At 60.3% G+C, this 25,424-nt stretch carries 21 protein-coding genes; 4 read left to right on the forward strand and 17 right to left on the reverse strand.

The annotated features are described in order from the left end of the window. The 5 genes from HBO19_RS28575 to vgrG all read right to left on the reverse strand — a co-directional run. A partial coding sequence (locus HBO19_RS28575) for a DUF3304 domain-containing protein (RefSeq protein ID WP_262386289.1) occupies nt 1-408 on the reverse strand: 408 nt, incomplete at its 3' end. Next, on the reverse strand, nt 396-908 hold the full coding sequence (locus HBO19_RS19030; RefSeq protein WP_169899463.1) for a DUF3304 domain-containing protein: 513 nt from the start codon (nt 906-908) through the stop codon (nt 396-398). The genes HBO19_RS19030 and HBO19_RS28575, both read right to left, overlap by 13 nt. An 81-nt stretch (nt 909-989) precedes the next feature. Then, nucleotides 990-1,484 carry a YceK/YidQ family lipoprotein gene (locus HBO19_RS19035; RefSeq protein WP_170058085.1) on the reverse strand — a complete coding sequence of 165 codons (495 nt, stop codon included), beginning with the start codon at nt 1,482-1,484 and terminating at the stop codon, nt 990-992. Further along, entirely contained in the window at nt 1,481-2,236 is a 756-nt protein-coding gene (locus HBO19_RS19040) for a DUF4123 domain-containing protein (protein ID WP_170058086.1), read from the reverse strand. Before HBO19_RS19040 ends, HBO19_RS19035 begins: the two co-directional genes overlap by 4 nt. A 10-nt stretch (nt 2,237-2,246) precedes the next feature. Then, entirely contained in the window at nt 2,247-4,631 is a 2,385-nt protein-coding gene (vgrG, locus tag HBO19_RS19045; protein WP_170058087.1) for a type VI secretion system Vgr family protein, read from the reverse strand. Between the two features lie 388 nt (nt 4,632-5,019). Here vgrG and pncB point away from each other — a divergent pair, with 388 nt between their 5' ends. Continuing rightward, nucleotides 5,020-6,234, forward strand: a complete 1,215-nt coding sequence (pncB, locus tag HBO19_RS19050) for a nicotinate phosphoribosyltransferase (RefSeq protein ID WP_169952179.1) — start codon at nt 5,020-5,022, stop codon at nt 6,232-6,234. Between the two features lie 3 nt (nt 6,235-6,237). Continuing rightward, nucleotides 6,238-7,065 carry an ammonia-dependent NAD(+) synthetase gene (nadE, locus tag HBO19_RS19055; protein WP_169952181.1) on the forward strand — a complete coding sequence of 276 codons (828 nt, stop codon included), beginning with the start codon at nt 6,238-6,240 and terminating at the stop codon, nt 7,063-7,065. Nucleotides 7,066-7,198: 133 nt separating this feature from the next. Here nadE and azu read toward each other — a convergent pair whose 3' ends face one another. After that, nucleotides 7,199-7,645: an azurin gene (gene azu / locus HBO19_RS19060; RefSeq protein WP_169952184.1), complete on the reverse strand. Its 447-nt coding sequence runs from the start codon at nt 7,643-7,645 to the stop codon at nt 7,199-7,201. Between the two features lie 382 nt (nt 7,646-8,027). Here azu and HBO19_RS19065 point away from each other — a divergent pair, with 382 nt between their 5' ends. After that, the gene (locus HBO19_RS19065) at nt 8,028-8,216 is read left to right on the forward strand and encodes a hypothetical protein (protein WP_169952186.1); all 189 of its coding nucleotides are present in this window, start codon (nt 8,028-8,030) and stop codon (nt 8,214-8,216) included. Nucleotides 8,217-8,297: 81 nt separating this feature from the next. Here the strand turns inward: HBO19_RS19065 and HBO19_RS19070 are convergent, their stop codons facing one another. The 3 genes from HBO19_RS19070 to HBO19_RS19080 all read right to left on the reverse strand — a co-directional run bounded on the left by HBO19_RS19070 (nt 8,298) and on the right by HBO19_RS19080 (nt 15,159). After that, a complete protein-coding gene (locus HBO19_RS19070) occupies nt 8,298-9,194 on the reverse strand; it encodes a transglutaminase family protein (protein WP_169952188.1) in 897 nt (298 codons plus the stop codon). Next, a complete protein-coding gene (locus HBO19_RS19075; RefSeq protein ID WP_170058088.1) occupies nt 9,194-11,680 on the reverse strand; it encodes a circularly permuted type 2 ATP-grasp protein in 2,487 nt (828 codons plus the stop codon). Before HBO19_RS19075 ends, HBO19_RS19070 begins: the two co-directional genes overlap by 1 nt. 194 nt (nt 11,681-11,874) lie before the next feature. Beyond that, on the reverse strand, nt 11,875-15,159 hold the full coding sequence (locus HBO19_RS19080; protein WP_170058089.1) for a transglutaminase family protein: 3,285 nt from the start codon (nt 15,157-15,159) through the stop codon (nt 11,875-11,877). 23 nt (nt 15,160-15,182) lie between these two features. On the opposite strand from HBO19_RS19080, the gene HBO19_RS19085 reads away from it, so the two are divergent. After that, nucleotides 15,183-15,533, forward strand: a complete 351-nt coding sequence (locus tag HBO19_RS19085) for a hypothetical protein (protein ID WP_169952194.1) — start codon at nt 15,183-15,185, stop codon at nt 15,531-15,533. Between the two features lie 94 nt (nt 15,534-15,627). Here the strand turns inward: HBO19_RS19085 and HBO19_RS19090 are convergent, their stop codons facing one another. The 8 genes from HBO19_RS19090 to rnr form a co-directional block, all read right to left on the reverse strand. Beyond that, entirely contained in the window at nt 15,628-17,931 is a 2,304-nt protein-coding gene (locus HBO19_RS19090; RefSeq protein ID WP_169952196.1) for a YgiQ family radical SAM protein, read from the reverse strand. Nucleotides 17,932-18,030: 99 nt separating this feature from the next. Next, nucleotides 18,031-19,425 (reverse strand): replicative DNA helicase, encoded by a 1,395-nt coding sequence (dnaB, locus tag HBO19_RS19095; RefSeq protein WP_038445597.1) that lies wholly within the window; start codon nt 19,423-19,425, stop codon nt 18,031-18,033. 108 nt (nt 19,426-19,533) lie between these two features. Further along, entirely contained in the window at nt 19,534-19,980 is a 447-nt protein-coding gene (rplI, locus tag HBO19_RS19100) for a 50S ribosomal protein L9 (protein ID WP_003171376.1), read from the reverse strand. A gap of 18 nt (nt 19,981-19,998) precedes the next feature. Next, nucleotides 19,999-20,892, reverse strand: a complete 894-nt coding sequence (locus tag HBO19_RS19105; RefSeq protein WP_170042461.1) for a hypothetical protein — start codon at nt 20,890-20,892, stop codon at nt 19,999-20,001. A 36-nt stretch (nt 20,893-20,928) separates the two neighbouring features. Beyond that, nucleotides 20,929-21,159: a 30S ribosomal protein S18 gene (gene rpsR, locus HBO19_RS19110; protein WP_003171373.1), complete on the reverse strand. Its 231-nt coding sequence runs from the start codon at nt 21,157-21,159 to the stop codon at nt 20,929-20,931. A gap of 29 nt (nt 21,160-21,188) precedes the next feature. Continuing rightward, complete coding sequence (gene rpsF / locus HBO19_RS19115) at nt 21,189-21,611, reverse strand: 30S ribosomal protein S6 (RefSeq protein WP_003217491.1); 423 nt, start codon at nt 21,609-21,611, stop codon at nt 21,189-21,191. Between the two features lie 320 nt (nt 21,612-21,931). Then, entirely contained in the window at nt 21,932-22,687 is a 756-nt protein-coding gene (gene rlmB / locus HBO19_RS19120) for a 23S rRNA (guanosine(2251)-2'-O)-methyltransferase RlmB (RefSeq protein WP_003217493.1), read from the reverse strand. Beyond that, on the reverse strand, nt 22,684-25,320 hold the full coding sequence (gene rnr, locus HBO19_RS19125) for a ribonuclease R (RefSeq protein ID WP_170058090.1): 2,637 nt from the start codon (nt 25,318-25,320) through the stop codon (nt 22,684-22,686). The genes rlmB and rnr overlap by 4 nt, the downstream gene beginning before the upstream one ends. Nucleotides 25,321-25,424: the final 104 nt, after the last annotated feature.

The raw sequence follows: 25,424 nt of genomic DNA on the forward strand, positions 1-25,424 counted from the left end.
ACCAGGTCGCCACTTAGTCGGCATGATGATGCAGCACGAACTCCCGCCTCCTCCATGGGCCCTGTAACCATTGACCGAAAACCAATTGATTGCACTCAAGGTATGGTTGACGGCCTGTATATTTCCGGCCGCCATTTCGTTATCCGCAGAGGAACATCCGAACAGCATTAAGGCCAACAAGCCACACAACCCTTGCATCAGCAATTTTCTCATCATTAATTTCATAGCCTTAAACCTCCCTGACCACAACCAAACTAAAAATGTTGCGCACGTAACTAAATAGTCACTCCAAGGTTTGTTTTTGTAATTGGCGGTCACCACCGACGTCTCGGAAGGCAAACGACCACTGACAGGAAACCTGGGAGGGGCCCAAGCTTTAGCCACTGAGTTATTTTTCACTTCGGGCATACGGCTGGCTCCTTCATTCCCATAGGGTCTTTAATGGGATAATTGGGTGAACTAGGTGCCCAGCACGAACTCGTGAGTTTTATCTTATTGCAGACCAAAAAATGCACAGTCAGACCACATCTTTTAGTTTCCGGCCACTCCGGAATATCCACTGTGGCCCTGTGGTGCTGATAATTGGCTTTATGTTTAGCTTGTGCAGCTCGATAGCCATCAGTTCCTAACGACGGCCATTTTGAGTAAGCAAAAGGATCAGGATCGACTTCCCATTCGATATTAGCTTTCAAACCAGGACGCCATTTAATCGGCATGATAATGCAGCAAGATCGCCCGCCCCCTCCGTCAGCTCTATAACCATTGACCGATAACCAATTGATTGCACTCAAGGTATGGTTGACGGCCTGTATATTTCCGCCCACCATTTCGTTATCCGCCGAGGAACATCCGAATAACATTAAGGCCAGCAAGCCACACAATCCTTGCATCAGCAATTTTCTCATCATTAATTTCACAGCCTTAAACTTCCATGATCACAGCCAAACTAAAAATGTCGCGCACGTAACCAAACAGTCACTTCAGAACTACTAATTGCGCGCACCAAAACAGAAGCCCATATCAAGGCCCAAATTTTTGAGTGCCACTTCATCCGGCCCGCCGTCCGCGAGGCAGTATTTATCTCTAAGATACGCACTGAATTTTCGTTCTTCGACTATCTTTTTTTGATGATCGCTATACAACATCACTGTATCGACCACGAAATCTACGGGCATACTGAGCAGAGTGGCAAAAGGGCACACTATGCTTAGATAACAAAACATAGGTACGTAGTCGTAGCTACCGCGGCCTTCCAACGAAAGCAATCTCCAGTCATATCGAACACCTGCATAGTAGTGACCTGAGTTACTGTAGACTTTCGATGACTCGCCTCGCTCAACTAATGTTCCGCAGCCGGCAGTAATGGCTACGAGGCCAAACAACGCGATCAAAAGCAATCGCTTCAGCACACCGAACTCTTGCCTGAACGAATTTTCTGTATTCCGAACAAACTGACCATCCAATGCTGCTTGTTTGAAGCTCACAGTTTTAGCCTCACGTATTCTGTCAAATCACCAAAGTAGTTTTCCTGGCTGGTCTGTACGACTAATGCATATAAAGAGGCGAAAACCAGCTCCCGACTCTCTTCCAAGCCATCAAAATTCCCGCCATCCAGCAGTTTCTGTGCATCTCCAATACAACCGATCAAATCGCATTGCTGATCGCTGAGCTCCAGGAACGGGCTAACTTCGATACTGCCCTGATGTACCTGGCAATTACCTTGCAACCATTGCGACTGATCATCCCGATCCAGCCAGCCCCAATAGCAGGCCATTTGCAGATATTCGCCACGCTGGTCAGTGGTCAGGATCGACGACATCAGCAAGGGAAAAATTCGCGGGTCGTAATAACGCAACAAGCCTGCCTGCCCACCCCACTGCATTTGCGACAGGGCTTGCAGGGCGTGGCTCAATGCCTCGAAGGGTAATGGAGAGATCACCACCACCAGCCGGGCATCGGCGGCGCAGTGAGTCATCAACTCCTCCAACCAGGCTTTATGTTGCCAATGCGCCAGATCCAGACGCATCAACAGAGGGGCCTGATCCAGCAGGTTTTCTTCGGGCGTACCGCTGAACAGTGAGAACCACGGAACTTCTGGCCTCAACATCTTCAGCGCAGGTACTGCGCAGTTGTTCCAAGCGGATTGGTCGAGCAGTAGATCAACCTGTTGGATGCCGACGCTGGCACATACCTGTTCGATCTGCTCTTGCCATTGAGTAGGTGTTGTCATCTGCATTCCCCTTCGATCAACCTTCGCGCTTCAGTAAACCGATGGCATTTTTTCGAGCCCTTTCAAGGCACTCTTTACACACCGACTGCGGCAACTCAGGCATCGGAAAACTCTGGCTGGTCGCGGTTTCCCAGACGTGTTGGCCCTTAAGGTTGAGCTTGCCAGGGGTGTGGATGTCGATGGCCCCGGCTGGGGTGATGCGGATGTAACCGCCGCCGCAAGCCAGGGTGATGCCATTTTTGGCGGTCAATTGCAGGTGGCCTTGTACCGACTGCATGGTGATGTCTTGCTGGGCAATCAGATTCAACACGTCGCCGTGGGACTCAATTTCCAGCGGCCCCTTGCCGGACACCAGGCGCATGCCTTCCTGCTGGGCCAGCAGGGAGATGCCTTGATTGGCATGGGCAGACAAACGCTGGGCGGCGGCCAGGTTGATCTCGTCGTTGCTTTGCACGTACAGCGCGTCGCCGCTTTTGAGCAGCAAGCTGGCAGGGGTCACTGCACCGATGCCCTTGGGGGCGCTGAGCAGGATGGCCGAGGCGTTCAGGTCTTTGGCGCTGTCCTGAAACTGTTGCAAGCCGTCGATGGCGGGCTGGCGGCTATGGTGCGCCTGAGCGATCTCCTGCCAGTCGGCAATTTGTTGTTTCGCGCCCTGGACCTGACTGGAAGCAGGTTCCATGGCCAGTACGTCACCGGTGGCCTGGGCCTGTTCATCAGCACTGATAAACACCCCTTTCCCGCCACGAATTGCGCCCCAACCGTCAGTACGCAGTTCAAACCCTTCGCCACGTTTTTTGCGCTCGGCATCCACCAAATGCCCCAAGTTGAGTTGACTCTTACCACTGTGCTCGGTACTGAGCTTGACGTGCTCCTGCCCCCGCGTGTCATCCATACGCAGTTTGTTATTCGCCGGCGTACGCAGCACGTTGCGTTTGTAGTTGCGCAAGGTCACGTGGTCAACGTGCTGGCTGTCGTGCAGCGCGTGGGCAATGTAGGGCCGGTCGGGGTCGCCCTGTTCGAAGGCGATGGCCACTTCGGTGCCGGGGATCAGCGGCAGGTGCAGGCCGTGGGTGTCGCCGGCGTATGGGCGGGCCAGGCGTAACCACAGGCTTTCTTCGCCGGGTTTCCAGCTGTCGCGGTCGAAGAGGAAGTTAACTTTGTATCGACCTTCGATATCGATATGGCCGTACGGGTCGTGCTCCTGCGGGCTGGTGACGCGGGCCGGGACGGTGCCGGCGATTTGTGGCTTTTTTTGCAGCGGGGGGCGGAAGCACACCGTTTCCGAGTAAGGAATCGCCTCAAAGTTGACCTCAAAACTGCGATCACGAGCAGCACGGGTGGTCAGGTGGGTAATCACCGCACCGGGGCCAAAGGCTTGCGGGGCGCCGCCGGAGATTTTCAGGACTTGGCCGGGTGCCAGGGTGGCGCTGCTGCTGGTGCCGCTGAGGTGAGTCTGGTCGTTGAGGTAGCGTTCGTGACGCAGGCGTGCGTAGAAAAAACCGCTTTCACTTTGCAGGTCTTCGTCCTGGGCATGAGGATCGCCGAGGCCGGTGTAGGGTTCAGCGTAGTGATAGGCCTCGCCGTAGGTGGTACTCGCGCCACGGCTTTGGTCGACGTCGCCGTTGAGTTGGGCGTTGGCGACACGGTGGTAGTAGGCGCGGATGTTGACGTGCTGCTCCACCACCTGATAGCTCGATTGCAAGGCCCACACGCCGTCTTGCCCGCTGCTGCTGGTGCCGGACTGTGGACGGTAAGGCAGCTCGACGTCGAACTGGTAGTGACGCTGATCATCGTGAAATTCCACCACGTCGATGTTCAGGCGTTCGTCGCGGGTGAGGCGGTACCAGATGCCCACGTCGGCCAGCAGGCGCGAGATGAAAGCCAGGTCGCTTTCGCCGTATTGCATGACCTGTTCGCGCTTGGGGTATTCGCGCACCAGGCTGAAGAGAAAGTCCTGGCCTTCAAAATCGTGGCGGCTGCGCAGGATACTTTCGACAATGTCCGGTACTGATTGGTGTTGATAGATACGAAATTGTTGGCCCCGTCCCAGCAACGCCAGACGCGGTTCCAGGATGACTTCGTAGCGGGCTTCGTCCAGAGAGCCGGACAGGCGTTTGAAACCGGTGACCACGCCATGAAGTGTGCGCAGTGGTTTAGCCGCCAGTGGGGTGAAACCGCGCCTCTGCACATTTTGCGGCGCACCATTCATGCTGAAACTGGCACTCTGCCCAATCATGGCACCGGCAGTAAGATCACGCTCGATACAGGTGAACTCAACACGATAGACAAAGGGCAGGCTAAGCCGCTCTTCGCCGGTGAAATTCAAGACATCAAGGCGGGGCTCAACGTTGCGCACCCTCAGGGTGTGTCGGCTGTGGTCGAAAAAGGGAGTCGAATTCATTGGCGCTCCCTATTCAGCACACAAGACACCGGGTCGCCCCTTCGCTGAAACGTGTGGTTCGAACCTGCTGATACAGTGCTGGATATCATTCATGTCAGTCCCTGGGTAAGCCTCTTCACAAAGAGCCAGGAGGGTAAAGGCTCCTTATCACCCAGTAATGTCGGAGCATTCGTCTTTCCCAGAAGGGAACTTCTCGATTCCTTTTTCTCACCTTGAGCACCGGGATCGGCACGACGTCATTGAGGCTCACAGTGGCCAATATCGGCCTGGGTGGCCCTAGCAAAAAAACTGCTGGCAAAACGGCACAAATCTATGCGCCACTAGCACCCTTCCTTTAATTGCGCGTACAAGGTCGGCGCCATCGCCGCCCCGTTTGGAGATTCCCGCCATGAGCGAGAGTGTGTTTGCCGATCGCATCGTGCAGAACCTGCTCGACACCGACTTCTACAAGCTGACCATGATGCAGGCGGTGCTGCACAACTACCCCAATGTGGAAGTTGAATGGGAGTTCCGTTGCCGTAACAGCGAGGACCTGCGCCCCTACCTGGCAGAAATCCGCTACCAGATCGAGCGCCTCGCCGAGTTGAGCCTGAGCCCGGATCAGTTGGGCTTCCTGGAACGCATCAGCTTTATGAAGCCGGACTTCCTGCGCTTCCTTGGCTTGTTTCGCTTCAACCTGCGCTACGTGCAGACCGGCATTGAGAACGGCGAGCTGTTTATCCGCCTGCGCGGCCCCTGGCTGCATGTGATTCTGTTTGAAGTGCCGTTGCTGGCCATCGTCAGCGAAGTACGCAACCGTTATCGCTACCAGACCATCATCCTGGAGCAGGCCCGAGAGCAGTTGTATCGCAAGTTCGACTGGCTGACCGCCAACGCCAGCAGCGATGAGCTGGCCGAGTTGCAGGTCGCGGACTTCGGTACCCGCCGGCGCTTTTCCTACCGCGTGCAGGAGGAAGTGGTGAATGTGCTCAAGCACGACTTCCCCGGCCGCTTCGTCGGCACCAGCAACGTGCACCTGGCCCGCGAGCTGGACATGAAGCCCCTGGGCACCATGGCCCATGAATGGATCATGGCCCACCAGCAACTGGGCCCGCGCCTGATCGACAGCCAGATCGCCGCCCTCGATTGCTGGGTCCGCGAGTACCGTGGCCTGCTGGGTATCGCCCTGACCGACTGCATCACCACCGATGCCTTCCTCAGCGATTTCGATCTGTACTTCGCCAAGCTGTTCGACGGCCTGCGCCATGACTCCGGCGACCCGGTGCAGTGGGCCGAAAAAGCCATCGCCCATTACCACAAGCTGGGCATCGAGCCGATGAGCAAGACCCTGGTGTTCTCCGACAGCCTGACGCTGCCCAAGGCCCTGGAGATTTTCCGTGCGCTGCGCGGGCGGATCAATGTCAGCTTTGGCATCGGCACCAACCTGACCTGTGACATTCCAGGTGTGGAACCGATGAGCATCGTGCTTAAAATGACCGCCTGCAATGGCCAGCCCGTGGCGAAGATCTCCGATGAAGCGGGCAAGACCCACTGCACGGATCCGAACTTCGTCGCCTATTTGCGCCACGTTTTCAAAGTACCTGCCATCTCTAGCGAGGAGTGAATCATGCAAGCCGTACAGCGTGAGATTGCCCAACAGCTCAAGGTCCAACCACCGTTCCAGGACCACGCCGCCCTTGAAGCGGAAGTGGCCCGGCGGATTACCTTTATCCAGGACTGCCTGCTCAACTCGGGGCTCAAGACCCTGGTACTGGGCATCAGCGGCGGTGTCGACTCCCTGACCGCAGGCCTGCTGGCCCAGCGGGCGATGAAAGAGCTGCGCGCGCTCAAAGGTGATGAGGCTTACCGCTTTATCGCGGTGCGCCTGCCTTACGAGACCCAATTCGACGAGCACGATGCCCAGGCCAGCGTGGACTTTATCAACCCCGACGAACGCCACACGGTCAATATCGGCCCGGCGGTCAAGGCCTTGGCCAACGAAGTAGCGGCCTTCGAAGGCAAGGCTGCGGTGTCTCGTGACTTTGTGCTGGGCAATACCAAGGCGCGGATGCGCATGGTGGCGCAATACACCATCGCTGGCGCTGCAAGTGGCCTGGTGATCGGCACCGACCATGCGGCGGAAGCGGTGATGGGGTTTTTCACCAAGTTCGGTGATGGCGCGTGCGACCTGGCACCGTTGAGCGGGCTGGTGAAAAACCAGGTCCGCGCGATTGCGCGGCACTTTGGTGCGCCGGAGTCGCTGGTGGAGAAAATCCCGACGGCCGACCTGGAAGACCTGTCACCGGGCAAGCCGGATGAAGCGTCCCATGGCGTGACCTATACCGAGATCGATGCGTTCCTGCACGGCCAGCCGGTGCGTGAGGAAGCGTTCAGGATTATCTGCGAGACCTATCGCAAGACTGAGCACAAGCGGGTGATGCCGTTTGCGCCTTGAGGTGAGGCGGGGGGTTGTGTATTGATTGTCAGGCCGCTATCACCGGCAAGCCCGCTCCCACAGTTGAATGTATTCATACATCAAAATGTGGGGGCGGGCTTGCCGGTGATGAACGATAACGCGGCCTGTGGCCTTACTTCAGGGTCACAGTGCCTTTCATCATCGAGATGTGGCCTGGGAACGAGCAGAAGAACATGTACTTGCCGTCAGCCTTGAGCTTGGACACGTCGAAAGTCACCGAATCAGTCTCGCCAGCGCCGATGATCTTGGTGTGGGCGATGATGCGGGCGTCGTCTTTTTTCAGGTAGTTGTTGTCGATACCGGCAGCCATGCCTTCGGTTGCAACCGGCTGCATATCAGCCTCAGTGGTCAGCACCCAGTTATGGCCCATGACGTTCTTTGGCAGGTTACCGGAGTGCTTGAGCTCAACGGTGAACGTCTTGCAGCTCTTGTCGATTTCAATGGCCTTGGTGTCAAAGGACATTTGGTCGGTGGAGTCGACAGTGACCTTGCACTCTGCAGCAAGCAACTGGCCGCTAGCCAGAGTCAGCAGGGAAACAGCAACGATTTTGGCAAACATGTGAATCTCCAAGGCAGGGTTTAGAAAACGCATATGCGACAAGGGTGCCTGAGGCAGGCAGATGTTCCAATGATCTGAATCAACAAATTGTATACAACTTTAGGCTATCAGACTGATCGACAGAATCAACCAGCCAAAGTGCCGCACGGGGCCTATGATCGGCTCATCTTTGTTTCCTGGAGTCCGCCCCATGCACCTCAATAGCCTGTTATGCAGCCTGCTTGCCGCTTATGCCTGTGGCGCCAGCGGTACTTACGAAACGGTTAATGTCGACTAACGTTTAACCTAGAGAGGCGATTCTGAAACCCGATTAACCCTTGGGGCACGTTTAAAGGCAGAATACCCGCCGCTCAACCTCACCTTCGACCCCAGAGGATCGCCCATGGCAAAACCTAATTACTCCTTCGCCAAACGTCAGAGAGACTTGGCCAAGGAACAGAAGAAAGAGGAAAAGCTGCAACGCAAGAAAGCTGCGGCCGACGAAGAAGCAGGCGCACTGAACCCGGATGCCGAGGGTGAAGTGGCTGCTGACGATACCCAAACACCGAAAGACCAGGCACCCGAGGCCTGAGTAACCACACAGGCTTATGTAGGAGTCGGCTTGCCGGCGATGGCGGCGCCCGGTAGACCATTGTCGCCGGCAAGCCGGCTCTTACAGTGGGTCTAATGGCATCACCGTCACCCGCACTTCCGGGTCATGGCTGCCCCCTCCCAGGATCACCCCGCGCAACGGCGAGACATCGGAGAAATCCCGGCCCCAGGCCAGGGTGATGTGTTCCAGTGCCGGCTGCACATTGTTGGTCGGATCAAAATCCACCCAGCCCGACAACGGGCAAAACACCGACACCCATGCGTGCGACGCATCGGCGCCGATCAGCCGTGGCTGGCCGGGCGGCGGCTGGGTCAGCAGGTAGCCACTGATATAACGCGCCGCCAGGCCCCGTGAGCGCAGGCAGGCGAGCATCAGGTGGGCAAAGTCCTGGCACACCCCCCGTCGACGCTCCAGCACCTCCACCAGCGGCGTGGCCACCTGGGTGGCTTCGGCATCGAAGGTGAACTCGCAAAAAATCTTCTCCATCAACGCCTGTACCCCCAGCAACAGCGGCCGGCCGGGCGCAAAGCAGCTCTCGGAGAACTCGACGAAGTTTTTCTTCAAGTGCACGTAGGGCGACTCGAAACGATAGCGGCACGCCTCGATGGCCTCCAACGACAATGGCTGGCCGCTGTAGGTCAGGCGGTTGCGGGTCTGGTCCCAGGGCGGTGACTGGCTGAAGTCCAGCACGGGCCGGGCCAGCACTTCCACGGTCAAGCCAGCGTTGACCAGCAATTCATCATGGGGCCGCTCGAACGCCAGCCGGGTGATCGGGTTGCCAAACACGTCCAGCTCATCACGACGCGCTGTCGGCTCGGGGCTGATCTCCAGTTGCCGCGAGGTACAGCGCTGCCAGGCACACGGGCGCGGCCATAAGTGCGCCAGTTGCTGGGCCAGGGACACCGGGCTGTCATAGTGGTAATGGGTATCGTGGAAAATCTGGTAGCGCGCGCTCATCACACAGACACCGTTTGCTGGCTGACATCATCTACATGGGCAAAATGGCGCAGGGCCAGGCGATCGGAGACCTGCCCGCTTTCATCGGCGACGGCCTGCAGCAGGTCCGCCAGGCCATCGAGGGCCGCGCGCACGCTGGCATCACCAAACAGCGGGTTTTCCAGGCAGCCCAGGTCAAAGCGCGCCAGGCGCTCCACCAGCGGCGCCAGTCCGGCCTCGCGGGGCACGCCGAAGTCATCGTTGAGCCGACGCAAGGTGCGGCTCACCAGCTTGAGCTGGAACAGCACCGCATGGGGGTTCTGTTCATCCAGCAACAACAGGTCCAGCACCGGAATCAATTGCGGCACCGCCAGGTAGCGCGAACGGTAGGTGATGCTGCTGTTGCCCAGCTCCAGCAACCACTCCAGCCCGGCCTGGTCGAACACCGCCACCCCGCGCAGGAAGGCCGCGAGGCTGCTGCTGAGAAATTGCAGGCGCTCGATGCGCCGGCCCATCATCAGAAAACGCCAGCCTTCGTCGCGGGTCATGTCGTCGAGGGCAAAGCCGGACAGCGCCGCCAGGGACATCACCAGGCGGTTGAGGAAGTCCAGCAACTGGCCAAAGTCCGGCGCTTCGCGCTCCAGCTCTATGGCTTCGCGCTGCAGCTCCACCAGAGCCTGCCAGTTCTCCCGGGACAGCTTGCCGCGCACCTGGGACGCCGCCCACTGCAAGCGCTGCAGGTTGGCACGCAGGCTCGACGGCCAGTCATCACCGAGCAGGGCCTGTAGCAGGCGCTCGGGCAACTCGCCCTCCTCCGGCAGCAGGCGCAGGCTTTCGCCGAGTTCCACGGCGGCCTGCAAGGCCAACGGGTCGTCACCATCGACATAGCGGGCGAGGACGATGCGCAGCCAGCGCGCGCTGTCATCGCAGCGCTCGCAGTAGCGGCCGAACCAGAACAGGTTTTCTACCACGCGCGACGGCAGGTACGGATCGCGGCGCACCAGGTCATGGGTGCCGATCACCCTTTGCGCGCGCCATTGCTCGCCGCCGGGGGCACGCTCGCCCAGCACCCAGGTGTCCTTGCTCGCCCCGCCACGCTGCATCGACACCACTTCGGCGTCCGCATGGGCTGCCACGCGGGTCAGGCCACCCGGCAGCACCCGATAGCCATCCTCACCGGCCACCGCGTACACACGCATGCCGATGGCGCGATGTTGCAGATGGTCATCCACGGTGTGCCAGACCGGCGCCTGAGACAGCTGCGCCAGCTCCTGGGCCACGTAGGCGTATGGGCGCGCCTGCATGCGTTCGGCCAGGGCCTGGCGTTGTTCGGCATTCAAGTCGCGGCCAAATACCGGGGCAAAACTCTGCGAGGGAAATGCTGGCTTGATCAGCAGCTCCGGCAGTTTTTCCAGGGCTTCGGCCAGCACCGGCGCTTCGCCGCACCACCAAGTGGCGATGGACGGCAGGATCAGTTCTTCGCCAAACAGAAACTGATTGATCTTCGGCAGGAAACCCAGCAGCCCAGGGGACTCCAGCACGCCGGCGCCCAGGGCGTTGGCCACCAGCACATTGCCCTGGCGCACCGCGTCCAGCAGGCCGGGCACGCCCAGGGCCGAGTCGGTGCGCAGCTCCAGGGGGTCGCAAAAATCATCGTCCAGCCGCCGCATGATCGCGTGCACGCGGCGCAGGCCGCTGAGGGTTTTCAGGTACACGGTGCTGTCGCGCACGGTCAGGTCGCCGCCTTCTACCAGGGGGTAGCCAAGCTGGCGGGCCAGGTACAGGTGTTCGAAATAGCTTTCATTGAAGCGCCCTGGGGTCAGCAGCACGATCAGCGGCGGCTGGTCATCGCCGGGGGCCTGGCGGGCCAGGGTTTCCTGCAAGGTGCGGAAGAACCCGGTGAGGTGCTGCACCTGCAAGTCGCGATACAAATCCGGGAATGCGCGGGAAACGATGGTGCGGTTTTCCAGGGCGTAGCCGGCACCGGACGGTGCCTGGGTACGGTCCGCCGTGACCCACCAGCGGCCATCCGGGGTGCGCGCCAGGTCCACCGCGTACAGATGCAGGAACACCCCATCAGGCGGCTGGATGCCCTGGCACGGCCACAGGAAGTTGTTATGCCCAAACACCAGCTCTGCCGGCAGCAAGCCTTCGGCAATCAGGCGTTGCGGGCCGTACAGGTCGGCCAGCACCGCGTTGAGCAAGCGCGCGCGTTGGGCAATGCCTGCCGCCAAATGCGCCCACTCATCCGCCGCCAATACGTGGGGCAGCAGGTCCAGTTCCCATGGGCGATCGGCGCCCTTGGGGTCGGCATAGACGTTGTAGGTCACGCCGTTTTCCTGGATCTGCCGCGTCAACAACGCCTGGCGCTGGGCCAGTTGCGCCGGGGTGCTGCGTTGCAGATGGTCGAGCAGGCGCTGCCAATGGGCGCGCACGGCGCCGCTGTCATCCAGCAGTTCGTGATAGGTGCCCGCAGTCAGCGGGTAACGGTCGAGCAAGTCGGACATGGAACGCTCGGCAGGGGCAAGGGGGCTCAGATTAACCCAACAAACATTGCAAATCCTCTGTGGAAACTGGGCTTGCGTGGGAGCGGGTTTGCTCGCGATAGCGGTGGGTCGGCCAATGCATGTACTGGCTGGTACTCCGTCATCGCGGGCAAGCCCGCTCCCACACAAGCCCGCTCCTATAGGTGGAGTTGTGTTTAGTCATTTTTATTGGCGAAGCGCCGCAGATCCAGGGTCATTGGCAGTTCATCGTTGATCACCCCCGTCGGCACCGGCAATTTCCCCGGGCTGTGGCCCAAACGGAAGAACCGCGCCATGCGTCGGCTTTCCGCTTCGTTGGCATTCACCGGCAAGCTGTCGTAATTGCGCCCGCCCGGATGGGCCACGTGGTATTGGCAACCACCCAGGGAGCGTTGCATCCAGGTATCCAGCAAGTCGAATACCAACGGCGCATGCACGGCGATGGTCGGCTGCAGGCAATTGGCCGGTTGCCAGGCGCGATAACGCACGCCCGCAACGAACTCGCCAACCCGGCCGGTAGCGTGCAGTGGCACGGCCACCCCGTTGCAGGTCAACACATAGCGCTGCGGCGCCAGGCCGCTGAGTTTTACCTGCAAGCGCTCAAGGGATGAATCCACATAGCGCACCGTACCGCCCGCCGCGCCCTCTTCGCCCAGTACATGCCAGGGCTCCAGGGCCTGGCGCAGTTCCAGCTCGATACCGCTGACGGCATAGTCGCCGACCTTGGGAAAGCGAAACTCCAGGTGTGCCGCGAACCACTCGGCACGCAGCGGATAACCGGCGGCGTTGAGCTCGACAATCACGTCGGCAAAGTCCTGCTCGATAAAGTGCGGCAGCAGGAAGCGATCGTGCAGCTCCGTGCCCCAGCGCGCCAGCTTCGGCGGCGCGTAGGGTTCACGCCAGAAGCGCGCCACCAGGGCGCGCAGCAGCAACTGTTGGGTCAGGCTCATGCGCGCATGGGGCGGCATTTCAAAAGCGCGCAACTCCAGCAGGCCCAGGCGCCCGGTGGCGCCATCCGGCGAGTAGAGCTTGTCGATGCAGAATTCGGCGCGGTGGGTATTGCCGGTGACGTCGATCAACAGGTTGCGCAGCAAGCGGTCCACCCGCCACGGCGGGCATTCCTCGCCTGGCGCGGGCATTTGCGCGAAGGCGATTTCCAGTTCATACAGCGCGTCGTTGCGCGCCTCATCCACCCGTGGTGCCTGGGAGGTCGGGCCGATAAACAGCCCGGAAAACAGGTACGACAACGACGGGTGGTTATGCCAGTAGCTGATCAGGCTGCGCAACAGGTCCGGGCGGCGCAGGAACGGCGAATCCTTGGGCGTGGCCCCACCCAGCACAAAGTGGTTACCGCCGCCGGTGCCGGTGTGGCGCCCGTCGATCATGAATTTTTCGGTGGTCAGGCGGGTCTGCCGGGCCTCTTCATAGAGGAACTCGGTGCGCTCCACCAGTTCGTCCCAGGTGGCGGACGGCTGCACGTTGACTTCGATCACGCCAGGGTCTGGCGTCACACGGAAGTTGCTCAGGCGTGGGTCACTCGGCGGCTCGTAACCTTCCAGCAGCACCGGGCAATGCAGTTCCTGGGCGGTGGCCTCGATGGCACTCACCAACTCCAGGTAATCCTCGACCCGCTCCAGGGGCGGCATGAACAGGTAGAGCCGCCCGCCCCGCGCTTCGGCGCACAAGGCGGTACGGGTCAGCCAGTCGGCAGACTCGTCGATCTTGGGCACACGCTCATCGCTGGGCGCAGGCTCGCCAGGGCCTGGCGTGGTGATGGCCAGCGCCGGCAGATCCTGATTGGGATCGGTCGGATGCACAAAGGGGTAATCTGCCGCCGTCACCCAGGGCTGCGAGGCCAGGGGCAGGCGATAGCCCAGTGGCGAATCACCCGGCACCAGCCGGCAGTGGGTGTCGCGCAGGTACCAACGGCCACTCTGCCAGCGGTCGTTGGCCGCCGTGCGCGCCAGGGGCAGTACGTGGCCGATGACTTTATCCAGGCCCTGGCTGAACACCTTGCGCAGGCGTTCGCGCTCCAGCTCATCGTCCAGGCGCGAATCCTGGGGGCTGACGTTCTGCGGCAAGGCTCCTTCGCGCCACAGGTAGTAAAAATTGTCCTCGAAGGCCGGGAATACAAAGCGTGCGGGGAGCTTCAGGCGCTCGGCAATGCTCGCCAGGAAGCGCCCGGCCATCACGTCATCCGCACCGTAGTCCTGCTGCTCGTCGGCAATCAACGCGTCGTTGTGCCAGACCGGCACGCCGTCCCGACGCCAATGGCAATTGAGCGACCAGCGCGGCAGTTGCTCGCCGGGGTACCACTTGCCCTGGCCGAAGTGCACCAGGCCCTTGGGCGCGTAGTGCTTGCGCATGCGCTGGAACAGCTCGGCAGACAGCCGGCGCTTGTCCGGGCCGAGGGCGGCGGTGTTCCACTCGGCGCCGTCGGGGTCGTCGATGGAAACAAAGGTCGGCTCGCCGCCCATGGTCAGGCGCACATCGTCCCTGAGCAGGTCGCCATCGATCTGCCGCCCGAGGGCCTGGATCGCCAGCCATTGCTCTTCGGTGTAGGGCTTGGTGACGCGCGGCGCTTCCCAGATGCGCTCTACCGACATTTCGTGGGTAAATTCGCACTCGCACGGTTCCACCAGCCCACTGATCGGGGCGGCAGACGATGGATCAGGACTACACGCCAACGGGATATGCCCTTCACCAGCGAACAGGCCGGAGGTGGCATCCAGGCCGATCCAGCCGGCACCGGGCAAGTACACCTCGCACCAGGCATGCAGGTCGGTGAAGTCCACCTCGGTACCGGAGGGCCCGTCGAGGGCCTTGACGTCGGCGGTCAACTGGATCAGGTAGCCGGAGACAAACCGCGCCGCCAAGCCCAGGTTGCGCAGCAATTGCACCAGCAGCCAGGCCGAGTCACGGCAGGAGCCGGAGGCGTTTTCCAGGGTGAATTCGGGGGTTTGTACGCCAGGCTCCATGCGGATCAGGTAGCCGATATCGGCGGCCAGGCGCTGGTTGAGGCCGACCAGAAAATCCACGGCCGGCAGCGGCGTGCGGTCGATACCGGCCAAGTACGCGGCAAACTTGGGGGTCAGCGGCAGGGTTTCCAGATACGGTGCCAGCTCGCGCTGCTCATCGGCGGCGTAGCTGAAGGGGATGTGTTCGGCGTAGGGCTCAAGGAAAAAGTCGAACGGATTGAACACCGCCATCTCGGCCACCAGATCGACCTCGATGCGCAGCTCGTCGGTCTTTTCCGGGAACACCAGGCGCGCCAGGTAATTGCCCTGGGGGTCTTGCTGCCAATTGATGAAATGCTGCTCGGGCAGCACCTTCAGCGCGTAGGACAGGATCCGCGTGCGGCTATGGGCTGCCGGGCGCAGGCGTACAATCTGCGGGCCAAGCTCCACAGCGCGGTCGTAGCGGTAATGCGTAACGTGGTGCAACGCGACATGAATCGACACGGCGGCCTCCTGCGAGCCAGGGCATGGAAACAAAGCGCGCAAGACTTATGCCAGTGCGGCGGTCATTGCGCTTTATCGAGGGACCCGGTGCAGTACAGCACCAAAACGGCGCGAGAGTGACCGCCGTGGTGCGAGGGTTGCACATATTTGTGGCGCAAGTGCGGGGCGCAGTGGTGAATCTACCCAATCAGCGCGTTTTGCGCGCGGCGATGACGGCTTGGCGCATGGAGTATGTGGCGCTGGTGCTTGATGTTGAGCTGGTTTTCTCCCTCGAGGTCGAGGGTGGCTGGTCTGGCGTCATCGCAGGCAAGCCAGCCCCCACAATTTTAAATTGTGAACCTGATCAGATGTGGGAGCTGGCTTGCCTGCGATGACGGCCTGACGGGCGCCACCTTAACAAGCAGGTTTCCCACCCGCGACAAAGCAAAACGCCAGCACGAAGGCTGGCGTTTTGCTTTGTCGCGGTGATCAGCGCGGCACGACCGGCTTGCGCGCAGGCTTCTTGCCTTTGCCCTTGGCCGCGTCGGTGCGTTCTTTAGCTGCCTGCTTGTTGCGCGCCATGGCCGCGGCCTTGGCTTGTTCGCGCTTGTCCCACGGGTTGCTGCCGTCGCTGCCACGGGGCGGCAGGCCGGTGTGCTGGGTGAGGATCTTGGTGGTGGTTTCCTTGGCGACCTTATGGCTGCCCACCGGCGTCGAGTTCTTGCGACGAGCACTCTGGTAGCTGTCGGTGGACGGCTGGTGCAGCGGGATCAACTGCTCCTTGCCCGGCCCGATCAGGTCGGCGCGGCCCATGCGCGTCAGCGCTTCACGCAGCATCGGCCAGCCTTTGGGGTCGTGGTAGCGCAGGAACGCCTTGTGCAGACGGCGCTGGTCTTCGCTCTTGACGATGGTCACCGCGTCGCTCTTGTAGGTGACCTTGCGCAGCGGGTTCTTGCCCGAGTGGTACATCGCGGTGGCGGTGGCCATTGGCGAGGGGTAGAACGCCTGCACCTGGTCGGCACGGAAGCCATTGCCCTTGAGCCACAGGGCCAGGTTCATCATGTCTTCATCGGTGGTGCCGGGGTGGGCGGCGATGAAGTACGGGATCAGGTACTGCTCCTTGCCCGCTTCCTTAGTGTACTTCTCGAACATACGCTTGAACTTGTCATAGCTGCCGATGCCCGGTTTCATCATCTGGTTGAGCGGACCTTCCTCGGTGTGTTCCGGGGCGATCTTCAGGTAACCACCGACGTGGTGGGTCACCAGCTCTTTGACATATTCCGGCGACTCCACGGCCAGGTCGTAGCGCAGGCCGGAAGCGATCAGAATCTTCTTCACACCCGGCAACGCACGGGCGCTGCGGTACAGCTGGATCAACGACGAGTGGTCGGTGTTCAGGTTCGGGCAGATGCCTGGGAATACGCAGGACGGCTTGCGGCACGCGGATTCGATTTCCGGGCTCTTGCAGGCGATGCGGTACATGTTCGCGGTCGGCCCGCCGAGGTCGGAAATCACCCCGGTAAAGCCCGGGACTTTGTCGCGGATTTCTTCGATCTCGCGAATGATCGACTCTTCGGAACGGTTCTGGATGATCCGGCCTTCGTGCTCGGTGATCGAGCAGAAGGTGCAGCCGCCGAAGCAGCCACGCATGATGTTCACCGAGAAGCGGATCATGTCGTAGGCGGGGATCTTCTCTTTGCCATACACCGGGTGTGGGACACGGGCGTAAGGCATGCCGAACACGTAGTCCATTTCTTCGGTGGTCATGGGAATGGGCGGCGGGTTGAACCACACGTCCACTTCGCCATGTTTCTGTACCAGCGCGCGGGCGTTGCCTGGGTTGGTTTCCAGATGGAGCACGCGGTTGGCGTGGGCATACAGCACCGAGTCGCCCCGGACTTTTTCCACGGACGGCAGACGAATGACCGTCTTGTCACGGGTCATACGCGGGCTGGCCAGGATCTGTACGACCTTGGCCTCTTCCGGGTCTTCAACCGGGCCCTTTTCCTGCTCGATGGCGCAGGCCTGGGTGTCCTGGGTATTCACGTACGGGTTGATGATCTTGTCGATCTTGCCCGGACGGTCGATACGGGTGGAGTCCACTTCGTACCAGCCTTCCGGCGTGTCACGGCGAATGAACGCGGTGCCGCGCACGTCGGTGATGTCTTCGATCTTGTGGCCCCACGACAGGCGCTGGGCAACTTCGACAATCGCTCGCTCGGCGTTGCCGTACAGCAGGATATCGGCGGTGGCGTCGATCAGGATCGAGTTGCGCACCCGGTCCTGCCAGTAGTCGTAGTGGGCGATGCGGCGCAGCGAAGCCTCGATGCCACCGAGCACGATCGGCACGTTCTTATAGGCTTCCTTGCAGCGCTGGCTGTACACCAGGCTCGCCCGGTCCGGGCGTTTGCCGGCCATGCCGCCTGGGGTGTAGGCGTCGTCGGAGCGGATTTTCTTGTCGGCGGTGTAGCGGTTGATCATCGAGTCCATGTTGCCGGCCGCGACGCCGAAGAACAGGTTCGGCTCGCCGAGCTTCATGAAGTCGTCTTTGGACTGCCAGTTGGGCTGGGCAATGATCCCGACGCGAAAGCCCTGGGACTCCAGCAGCCGGCCGATGATCGCCATGCCAAACGACGGATGGTCAACGTAGGCATCGCCGGTGACGATGATGATGTCGCATGAATCCCAGCCAAGCTGATCCATCTCCTCCCTGCTCATGGGCAGGAATGGCGCTGGACCGAAACATTCGGCCCAATACTTGGGATAGTCAAATAACGGCTTGGCTGTTTGCATGACGGTGACCGGTGTTGAGATGAAAAATCGCGGGCGCGGAATATAGCACAAATTTTGACCAATTCCGACCTTTGCAGTCGGAATTGGCGAGACCGTCTTTTACTCGTCCTCGAAGTTGTAGCTGCCCGGCGCGAGGTTTTCGAAACGTGTGTATTTACCGATAAACGCCAGGCGCGTGGTGCCGATCGGCCCGTTCCGCTGCTTACCGATAATGATCTCGGCGATGCCTTTGTGTTCGGTCTCCGGGTGATAAACCTCGTCCCGGTACACGAACATGATCACGTCGGCATCCTGCTCGATCGCTCCGGATTCACGCAAGTCGGAGTTGATCGGGCGTTTGTTCGGCCGCTGCTCCAGGGAGCGGTTGAGCTGCGAGAGCGCAACCACCGGGCAGTTGAACTCCTTGGCCAGGGCCTTGAGGGAGCGCGAGATTTCGGAAATCTCGTTGGTCCGGTTGTCGCCGCCGGAACCAGGGATCTGCATCAATTGCAGGTAGTCGATCATGATCAGGCCGACATCGCCGTGCTCACGCACCAGGCGCCGGGTGCGTGCGCGCATTTCCGACGGGCTGATGCCCGCGGTGTCGTCGATGAACAGCTTACGGTCGTTGAGCAGGTTGACCGCCGAGGTCAGGCGCGGCCAATCGTCGTCTTCGAGGCGACCGGCACGCACCTTGGTCTGGTCGATGCGGCCCAGGGACGAGAGCATCCGCATGATCAGCGATTCACCTGGCATCTCCAGGGAGTACACCAGTACGGCCTTCTCGCTGCGCAGTACCGCGTTCTCCACCAGGTTCATGGCAAACGTGGTCTTACCCATGGACGGACGACCGGCGACGATGATCAAGTCAGCCGGTTGCAGGCCGCTGGTCATGCCGTCGAGGTCGGTGTAGCCAGTGGACAGGCCGGTGATGGCATTGTCGGTGTTAAACAGCGTATCGATGCGGTCGATGGCCTTGGTCAACAGGTCGTTGACGCTGACCGGGCCGCCGGTCTTGGGCCGCGCTTCGGCGATCTGGAAGATCTGCCGTTCGGCTTCATCAAGGATTTCTTCTGCCGTGCGGCCTTCGGGGTTGAAGGCGCTGTCGGCGATTTCCGTGGCGATGCCAATCAGCTGTCGCAAGGTGGCTCGTGCGCGGACGATCTGCGCGTAGGCCTTGATGTTGGCGACAGATGGCGTGTTTTTCGCCAATTCGCCCAGGTAACCGAGGCCGCCCACCTGCGAGGTCTGACCTTCCTTGTCCAATTGCTCGGCAAGGGTCACGACATCGATGGGGGAGTTGAGGTCGGCCAGTTTGGCGATGGCGCGGAAAATCAGGCGGTGGTCATGGCGATAGAAATCACCGTCCGAGACTTGATCGAGCACGCGTTCCCAGGCGTTGTTGTCCAGCATCAAGCCACCGAGCACGGCCTGTTCGGCCTCGATGGAATGCGGCGGCACCTTCAGGGCAGCGGTTTGCAGATCGTATTGCTCAGGAGCGGAGATATCGTTCATGGCCACTTGAAATTAGGGGGTCTGAAAAAACAAAAGGCACGACCTGTAAACAGGATCGTGCCCGATGTTAACCGCCTGGCACCGGGGGTGCCAGTCAGTTAGCTTGCTTTAAGCTGCTACCACTACAACGCGTACGGTGGCTTCAACTTCAGCGTGCAGGTGCACGGCTACGTCGAATTCGCCTACGTTGCGGATGGTGCCGTTCGGCAGACGAACTTCGCTCTTCTGCACTTCAACGCCGGAGGCGGTCAGTGCATCAGCGATGTCGTGGGTGCCGATCGAACCGAACAGCTTGCCTTCGTCACCGGCGGTGGCAGTGATAGTCACTTCCAGCTCAGCCAGTTGGGCGGCACGGGTTTCAGCCGAAGCTTTCTTGTCTGCTGCAGCTTTTTCCAGCTCAGCGCGACGCTCTTCAAACGCGGCCAGGTTGGCAGCGGTTGCAGCGGTGGCTTTGCCGTATGGCAGCAGGTAGTTACGACCGTAGCCGGCCTTAACGTTTACTTTGTCGCCCAGGTTGCCCAGGTTGGCGACTTTTTCCAGAAGGATCAGTTGCATGTGAAAATCCTCTAACTTTTAACCTTCACCGTTCGCGTTATCGGCGTCTTTCGGCGCCAGACGACCGCGAAAATCAATCAGGCCGTCGACAATGGCCAAGACCACGAGTAACGGATAGATCAGTTGCATAAACAGCAACAGCGTCACGTACAACCCCACCAGCCAGAACCTGGCCAGGCGCTTTTGCGCCACCAGCCCGTGAATCAGGGCCAGCCCGGCAATCACCAGCGGTACGCTGCACAACGGCGTCAACATGGCCATTTGCGGACCGAAGTTCGGCCCTACAAGCATGCACGCCAGCAGCAACATCGCTGGTCCTGCGGGGATTCTGATACTGCGAAACTCGCGACCAAAACCACCTGGGTTATACAACAACGCCTGCCAGTAGCGCCCAAGAATCAGGCTCAGCACACTGACGATCTGCAACAGTGCCGCTATCAGGCCGGTAAGGACCGGAGCAATCAGTGTGGCCATGCGCGCTCGCTCATCTACCGACAATTGCTGGTAGAGATCCCCGAGGGCCAGTGGCAGGATTTTTACCAACTCCTGCGACAGCGCCTCGATTTGCGGGCGGAAAGCCGCGCCAAGCACCACTGAATACACCACTCCCAATGCCACGCTGACCAGCAGCGTACGGACCCAGGACTCACTTGCGCGCAGAACCAACGCAAGGCTCGAAGACCCCAGCAGTACCAGAAGTACCCGCGGATCGTCGAATTGCAGCCACCAGATCAAGGCCGGCAGCAACCCCAGGGCAAGAACGCCCAGGGCGTCCTTCAAACCGCGCCGCAGCAGCACAAGGCTTCCTGCGGCAGCACCCAACCAATACAACAACGGCAATGCAGCACATCCAGCCACTACCAGAGTGGCCTGCACACGACCGCGCATGATGAACTCAGCTAAGGCGCGCATGCATTCAATCCCTTACTACTTGTCGACTGCCCGGTCTCAGCGGCCGTGGCTGTCGGTGTAGGCCAGCAGGGCCAGGAAGCGGGCGCGCTTGATAGCGGTGGCCAGCTGACGCTGATAACGAGCTTTGGTACCGGTGATACGGCTTGGAACAATTTTGCCGGTCTCGGATACGTAGGCTTTCAGAGTGTTGAGATCTTTGTAATCGATCTCCTTCACTTCTTCAGCGGTGAAGCGGCAAAACTTACGACGACGGAAGAAACGTGCCATTTGATAGGCTCCTTAATAAGGTCCGTGGATTACTCGTCAGCGTTATCGCTGTTGTCGCTGTCATCACTATCAGCGCTTTCAGCGCCTTCGTGCTCAGGACGGTCGCGACGCTCACGGCGCTCACTGCGGTTTTCTTCAGCCTTGAGCATCTCGGATTGGCCGGTAACGGCTTCTTCGCGACGGATGACCAGGTTACGGATCACTGCATCGTTGTAGCGGAAGTTGTCTTCCAGCTCGGCCAGGGCCTTGCCAGTGCACTCAACGTTCAGCATCACGTAGTGAGCCTTGTGAACATTGTTGATTGCGTAGGCCAGTTGACGACGGCCCCAATCTTCCAGACGGTGGATTTTGCCGCCGTCTTCTTCGATCAGCTTGGTGTAACGCTCAACCATGCCGCCGACTTGCTCGCTTTGATCCGGGTGGACCAAAAAGATGATTTCGTAATGACGCATGAATGCTCCTTACGGGTTGTAGCCTGCCGCTCAAAAACGGTCAGACAAGGAGTGAATGACACTTAGGAATCTTGCCGAAGGGAGGCACATCGGTGCCCGCCAGGAAGGCAAGGGGCGCAATTGTAGAGAAGGGGGAGAAAGGGCGCAAGGCAATTGGTGATTATTTGACCAAAAACCAATGTGGGAACAGGCTTATGTGGGAGCTGGCTTGCCTGCGATGCAGACACCTCGGCACATCAGGTGTACTGAGCTGATGCTATCGCAGGCAAGCCAGCTCCCACACAAGCCCGCTCCCACATTTGGACCTGCGCCAGACCTGATTACTTCTTGGCCTTGGCCTTGGCACCGCGCTGACGCTGCGCCTCGAACAGGCATACGCCGGTCGCAACCGATACGTTCAAGCTGCTGACGCTACCCGCCATCGGCAAGTGCACCAGATAATCGCAATGTTCACGGGTCAGGCGACGCATGCCCTTGCCTTCGGCACCCATGATCAGGATGGTCGGGCCAGTGAGGTCCTGGTCATAAATGCTGACCTCGGCCTCCCCCGCCGTGCCCACGACCCACAAGCCGCGCTGCTGGAGTTTTTCCAGGGTGCGCGCCAGGTTGGTCACGGCCACCAGCGGAATCACTTCCGCCGCGCCGCAGGCGACTTTACGCACAACCGGCGTCAACGTGGCCGACTTGTCTTTAGGCACGATCACCGCCAGCGCACCGGCAGCATCCGCCGAACGCAGGCAGGCGCCGAGGTTATGCGGGTCGGTCACGCCGTCCAGCACCAGCAACAGCGGCGCGCCTTCGGTACGGTCCAGCAGCTCGTCGAGCATCGCCTCGCCCCAGACCTGGCTCGGACTCACGTCCGCTACCACGCCCTGGTGCACGCCTTCGACCCACACATCCATTTCGCGACGCTCGGCCTGGCCGATGGCAACCTTGTTCTGGTTGGCCAGCTCCACCAGCGCTTGCACGCGCGGCTCGCTACGACCTTCGGCCAACCACACTTGCTTGACGCGCTTGGGATGGTGACGCAGCAACGCTTCTACGGCGTGTACGCCGTAGATTTTTTCCAGACTCATGACTTGGCCTTAGGTTTGCGCGACCCGCCGCTCTTGGCAGGGGCCGAACCCGCTTTTGGCGGGCCTTTACGGTGTTTACTCGGTTTGCTCGACGGCTTGTCGGCGGCCTGGGACTTTCCCCCAGACGCCGCTTTACCACCGCTTTTGGCTTCATTGAGCAGCTGCTGCTTCAACTCGCGACTCTTGCGCAGCTCGGCGTTTTTCGCCGCCGCATCGCTAGGGCGGTAAGCGTCACTGACCTTTTCCTTGCTCGACGAACGGCGAGCAGGCTTGGCGGCTGGCTCGGCGGCAACGGCCGCGGCAGCTTTGGCCGGAACGCCTTTTTTCGCCGGCGCTGCAGTTTCAGCACCACGCTTCTTGCGACCAATCGGTGCATCGATGGTTTTTTCGGCCATCTCGAAGTCGATCTTGCGCTCGTCGAGATCGACGCGCATGACCCGCACTTCCACGGTATCGCCCAAGCGGAAGCTGCGACCGGTGCGCTCGCCCGCCAGGCGGTGATGCACAGGGTCGAAGTGGTAGTAGTCACCCGGCAAGGCAGTGACGTGCACCAGGCCTTCGACGTAGATATCGGTCAGCTCGACGAACAGGCCAAAGCCAGTCACCGCAGTGATCACGCCCGGGAACGACTCGCCTACGCGATCCTTCATGAACTCGCACTTGAGCCAGTTCACCACGTCACGGGTGGCTTCGTCGGCACGGCGTTCGCTCATGGAGCACTGCTCGCCCAACTGTTCCAGGGCCGCTTCGTCGTACGGATAGATCCGTGCCTTCGGAATGGTCATGGCACCGGCACGCTTGACGTGCGGGGTGTTCTGCTTGGAATGGATCACGCTGCGGATAGCACGGTGCGTGAGCAGGTCCGGGTAGCGGCGGATCGGCGAGGTGAAGTGGGTATACGCCTCGTAATTCAGGCCGAAGTGGCCCTGGTTGTCGGCGCTGTACACCGCCTGGCTGAGGGAGCGCAGCATGACGGTCTGGATCAGGTGGAAATCCGGACGGTCCTTGATGCTGGCCAGCAGAGCCTGGTAGTCCTTGGGCGACGGGCCGTCCTTGCCTTTGTGCAGGGACAGGCCAAGCTCACCGAGGAAGGCGCGCAGTTTTTCCAGGCGCTCCGGCGGCGGACCATCGTGCACTCGGTACAGCGCAGGAATCTCGTGCTTTTTCAGGAATTCGGCGGTGGCCACGTTGGCCGCCAGCATGCATTCCTCGATCAGCTTGTGCGCGTCATTACGGGTGGTTGGCGTGATTTCGGCGATTTTGCGCTCGGAACCGAAAATGATCCGGGTTTCCTGGGTTTCAAAATCGATCGCGCCACGCACATGACGTGCGCCCAGCAACACCTTGTACAGCGAGTAGAGCTGCTTGAGGTGCGGGACTACGTCGGCGTACTGGCTGCGCAAAGCCTTGGCTTCGCTGGTCTTCGGTGTTTCCAGGATGGTGCTGACCTTGTTGTAGGTCAGGCGCGCCTGGGAGTGGATCACCGCTTCATAGAACTGGTAATCGGTCATTTCGCCGGTTTTCGAGATGGTCATCTCGCACACCATTGCCAAACGATCGACTTTCGGGTTCAGGGAGCACAGGCCGTTGGACAGCTGCTCAGGCAGCATCGGGATCACGCGCTCAGGGAAGTACACGGAGTTGCCGCGCACCTGGGCTTCGTTATCCAGGGCCGAACCGATCTTCACGTAGCTGGATACGTCGGCAATCGCGACAAACAACTTCCAGCCGCCGGAGAACAGGCGCAGCTTGCCGGGCTTGGCTTCGCAGTAGACCGCATCGTCGAAGTCGCGGGCATCTTCGCCGTCAATGGTGACGAACGGCAGATGGCGCAGGTCGATGCGTTTCTCTTTGTCTTTTTCTTCGACTTCCGGCTTGAGCTTGGCGGCTTCTTTGAGCACTGCCTCAGGCCAGACGTGAGGAATATCGTAGGTGCGCAGCGCAACGTCGATTTCCATGCCCGGCGCCATGTAGTTGCCGACCACTTCGACGATATCGCCCTGTGGTTGGAAGCGCGGGGTTGGCCAGTGGGTGATTTTCACCTCGACGAACTGACCGACCTTGGCAGCGCCATTGCGGCCCGGGGTCACCAGCACTTCCTGCTGGACCTTGGGGTTGTCCGGAATCACGAAGCCGATGCCGCCTTCTTCGAAGTAACGGCCGACGATGGACTCGTGGGCACGGGACACTACTTCGACGATCACGCCTTCGCGCCGACCGCGACGATCCAGGCCCGACACACGCGCCAGGGCACGGTCGCCATCGAACACCAGGCGCATTTGCGCCGGGCTCATGAACAGGTCATCGCTGCCATCATCAGGGATCAGGAAGCCGAAGCCGTCACGGTGACCGGCAATGCGGCCAAGGATCAGGTCGAGCTTGTCCACCGGTGCGTAAGTGCCGCGGCGGGTGTAGATCAACTGTGCATCGCGCTCCATGGCGCGCAGGCGGCGGCGCAGCGCTTCGAGTTGGTCTTCGGTGGTCAGACCGAATTCTTCAACCAGCTGCTCGCGGCTAGCAGGCGAACCCCGATCGGCGAGATGCGCCAGGATCAGTTCGCGGCTAGGAATAGGGTTTTCATATTTTTCCGCTTCACGAGCGGCCTCGGGATCGAGGGACTGCCAATCGGCCATTAGAGAGTTTTCACCTTGTCTATATGTGGGTTAGTTTGGCATACGCGTATTGAAACGGGAAATTTCCAGCAATAACTAGCCGGGAAATGCGTTTTATAGCCCCG

This window comes from Pseudomonas sp. WS 5021 (assembly GCF_012985535.1).
Classification (GTDB): domain Bacteria; phylum Pseudomonadota; class Gammaproteobacteria; order Pseudomonadales; family Pseudomonadaceae; genus Aquipseudomonas.

Bases quoted from the DNA above. Each gene is read 5' to 3' on its own strand.
- HBO19_RS19075 (WP_170058088.1), bottom strand. From the start codon at position 11,680: ATGTCCGACTTGCTCGACCGTTACCCGCTGACTGCGGGCACCTATCAC.
- HBO19_RS19070 (WP_169952188.1), bottom strand. From the start codon at position 9,194: ATGAGCGCGCGCTACCAGATTTTCCACGATACCCATTACCACTATGAC.
- HBO19_RS19090 (WP_169952196.1), bottom strand. From the start codon at position 17,931: ATGCAAACAGCCAAGCCGTTATTTGACTATCCCAAGTATTGGGCCGAA.
- rpsR (WP_003171373.1), bottom strand. From the start codon at position 21,159: ATGGCACGTTTCTTCCGTCGTCGTAAGTTTTGCCGCTTCACCGCTGAA.
- rpsF (WP_003217491.1), bottom strand. From the start codon at position 21,611: ATGCGTCATTACGAAATCATCTTTTTGGTCCACCCGGATCAAAGCGAG.
- HBO19_RS19030 (WP_169899463.1), bottom strand. From the start codon at position 908: ATGATGAGAAAATTGCTGATGCAAGGATTGTGTGGCTTGCTGGCCTTA.
- dnaB (WP_038445597.1), bottom strand. From the start codon at position 19,425: ATGAACGATATCTCCGCTCCTGAGCAATACGATCTGCAAACCGCTGCC.
- rlmB (WP_003217493.1), bottom strand. From the start codon at position 22,687: ATGAGTCTGGAAAAAATCTACGGCGTACACGCCGTAGAAGCGTTGCTG.
- azu (WP_169952184.1), bottom strand. From the start codon at position 7,645: ATGTTTGCCAAAATCGTTGCTGTTTCCCTGCTGACTCTGGCTAGCGGC.
- rplI (WP_003171376.1), bottom strand. From the start codon at position 19,980: ATGCAACTGATCCTTCTGGAAAAAGTCGCCAACCTGGGCAACCTGGGC.
- HBO19_RS19040 (WP_170058086.1), bottom strand. From the start codon at position 2,236: ATGCAGATGACAACACCTACTCAATGGCAAGAGCAGATCGAACAGGTA.
- nadE (WP_169952181.1), top strand. From the start codon at position 6,238: ATGCAAGCCGTACAGCGTGAGATTGCCCAACAGCTCAAGGTCCAACCA.
- HBO19_RS19065 (WP_169952186.1), top strand. From the start codon at position 8,028: ATGGCAAAACCTAATTACTCCTTCGCCAAACGTCAGAGAGACTTGGCC.
- pncB (WP_169952179.1), top strand. From the start codon at position 5,020: ATGAGCGAGAGTGTGTTTGCCGATCGCATCGTGCAGAACCTGCTCGAC.
- HBO19_RS19085 (WP_169952194.1), top strand. From the start codon at position 15,183: ATGGAAACAAAGCGCGCAAGACTTATGCCAGTGCGGCGGTCATTGCGC.
- rnr (WP_170058090.1), bottom strand. From the start codon at position 25,320: ATGGCCGATTGGCAGTCCCTCGATCCCGAGGCCGCTCGTGAAGCGGAA.
- HBO19_RS19105 (WP_170042461.1), bottom strand. From the start codon at position 20,892: ATGCGCGCCTTAGCTGAGTTCATCATGCGCGGTCGTGTGCAGGCCACT.
- vgrG (WP_170058087.1), bottom strand. From the start codon at position 4,631: ATGAATTCGACTCCCTTTTTCGACCACAGCCGACACACCCTGAGGGTG.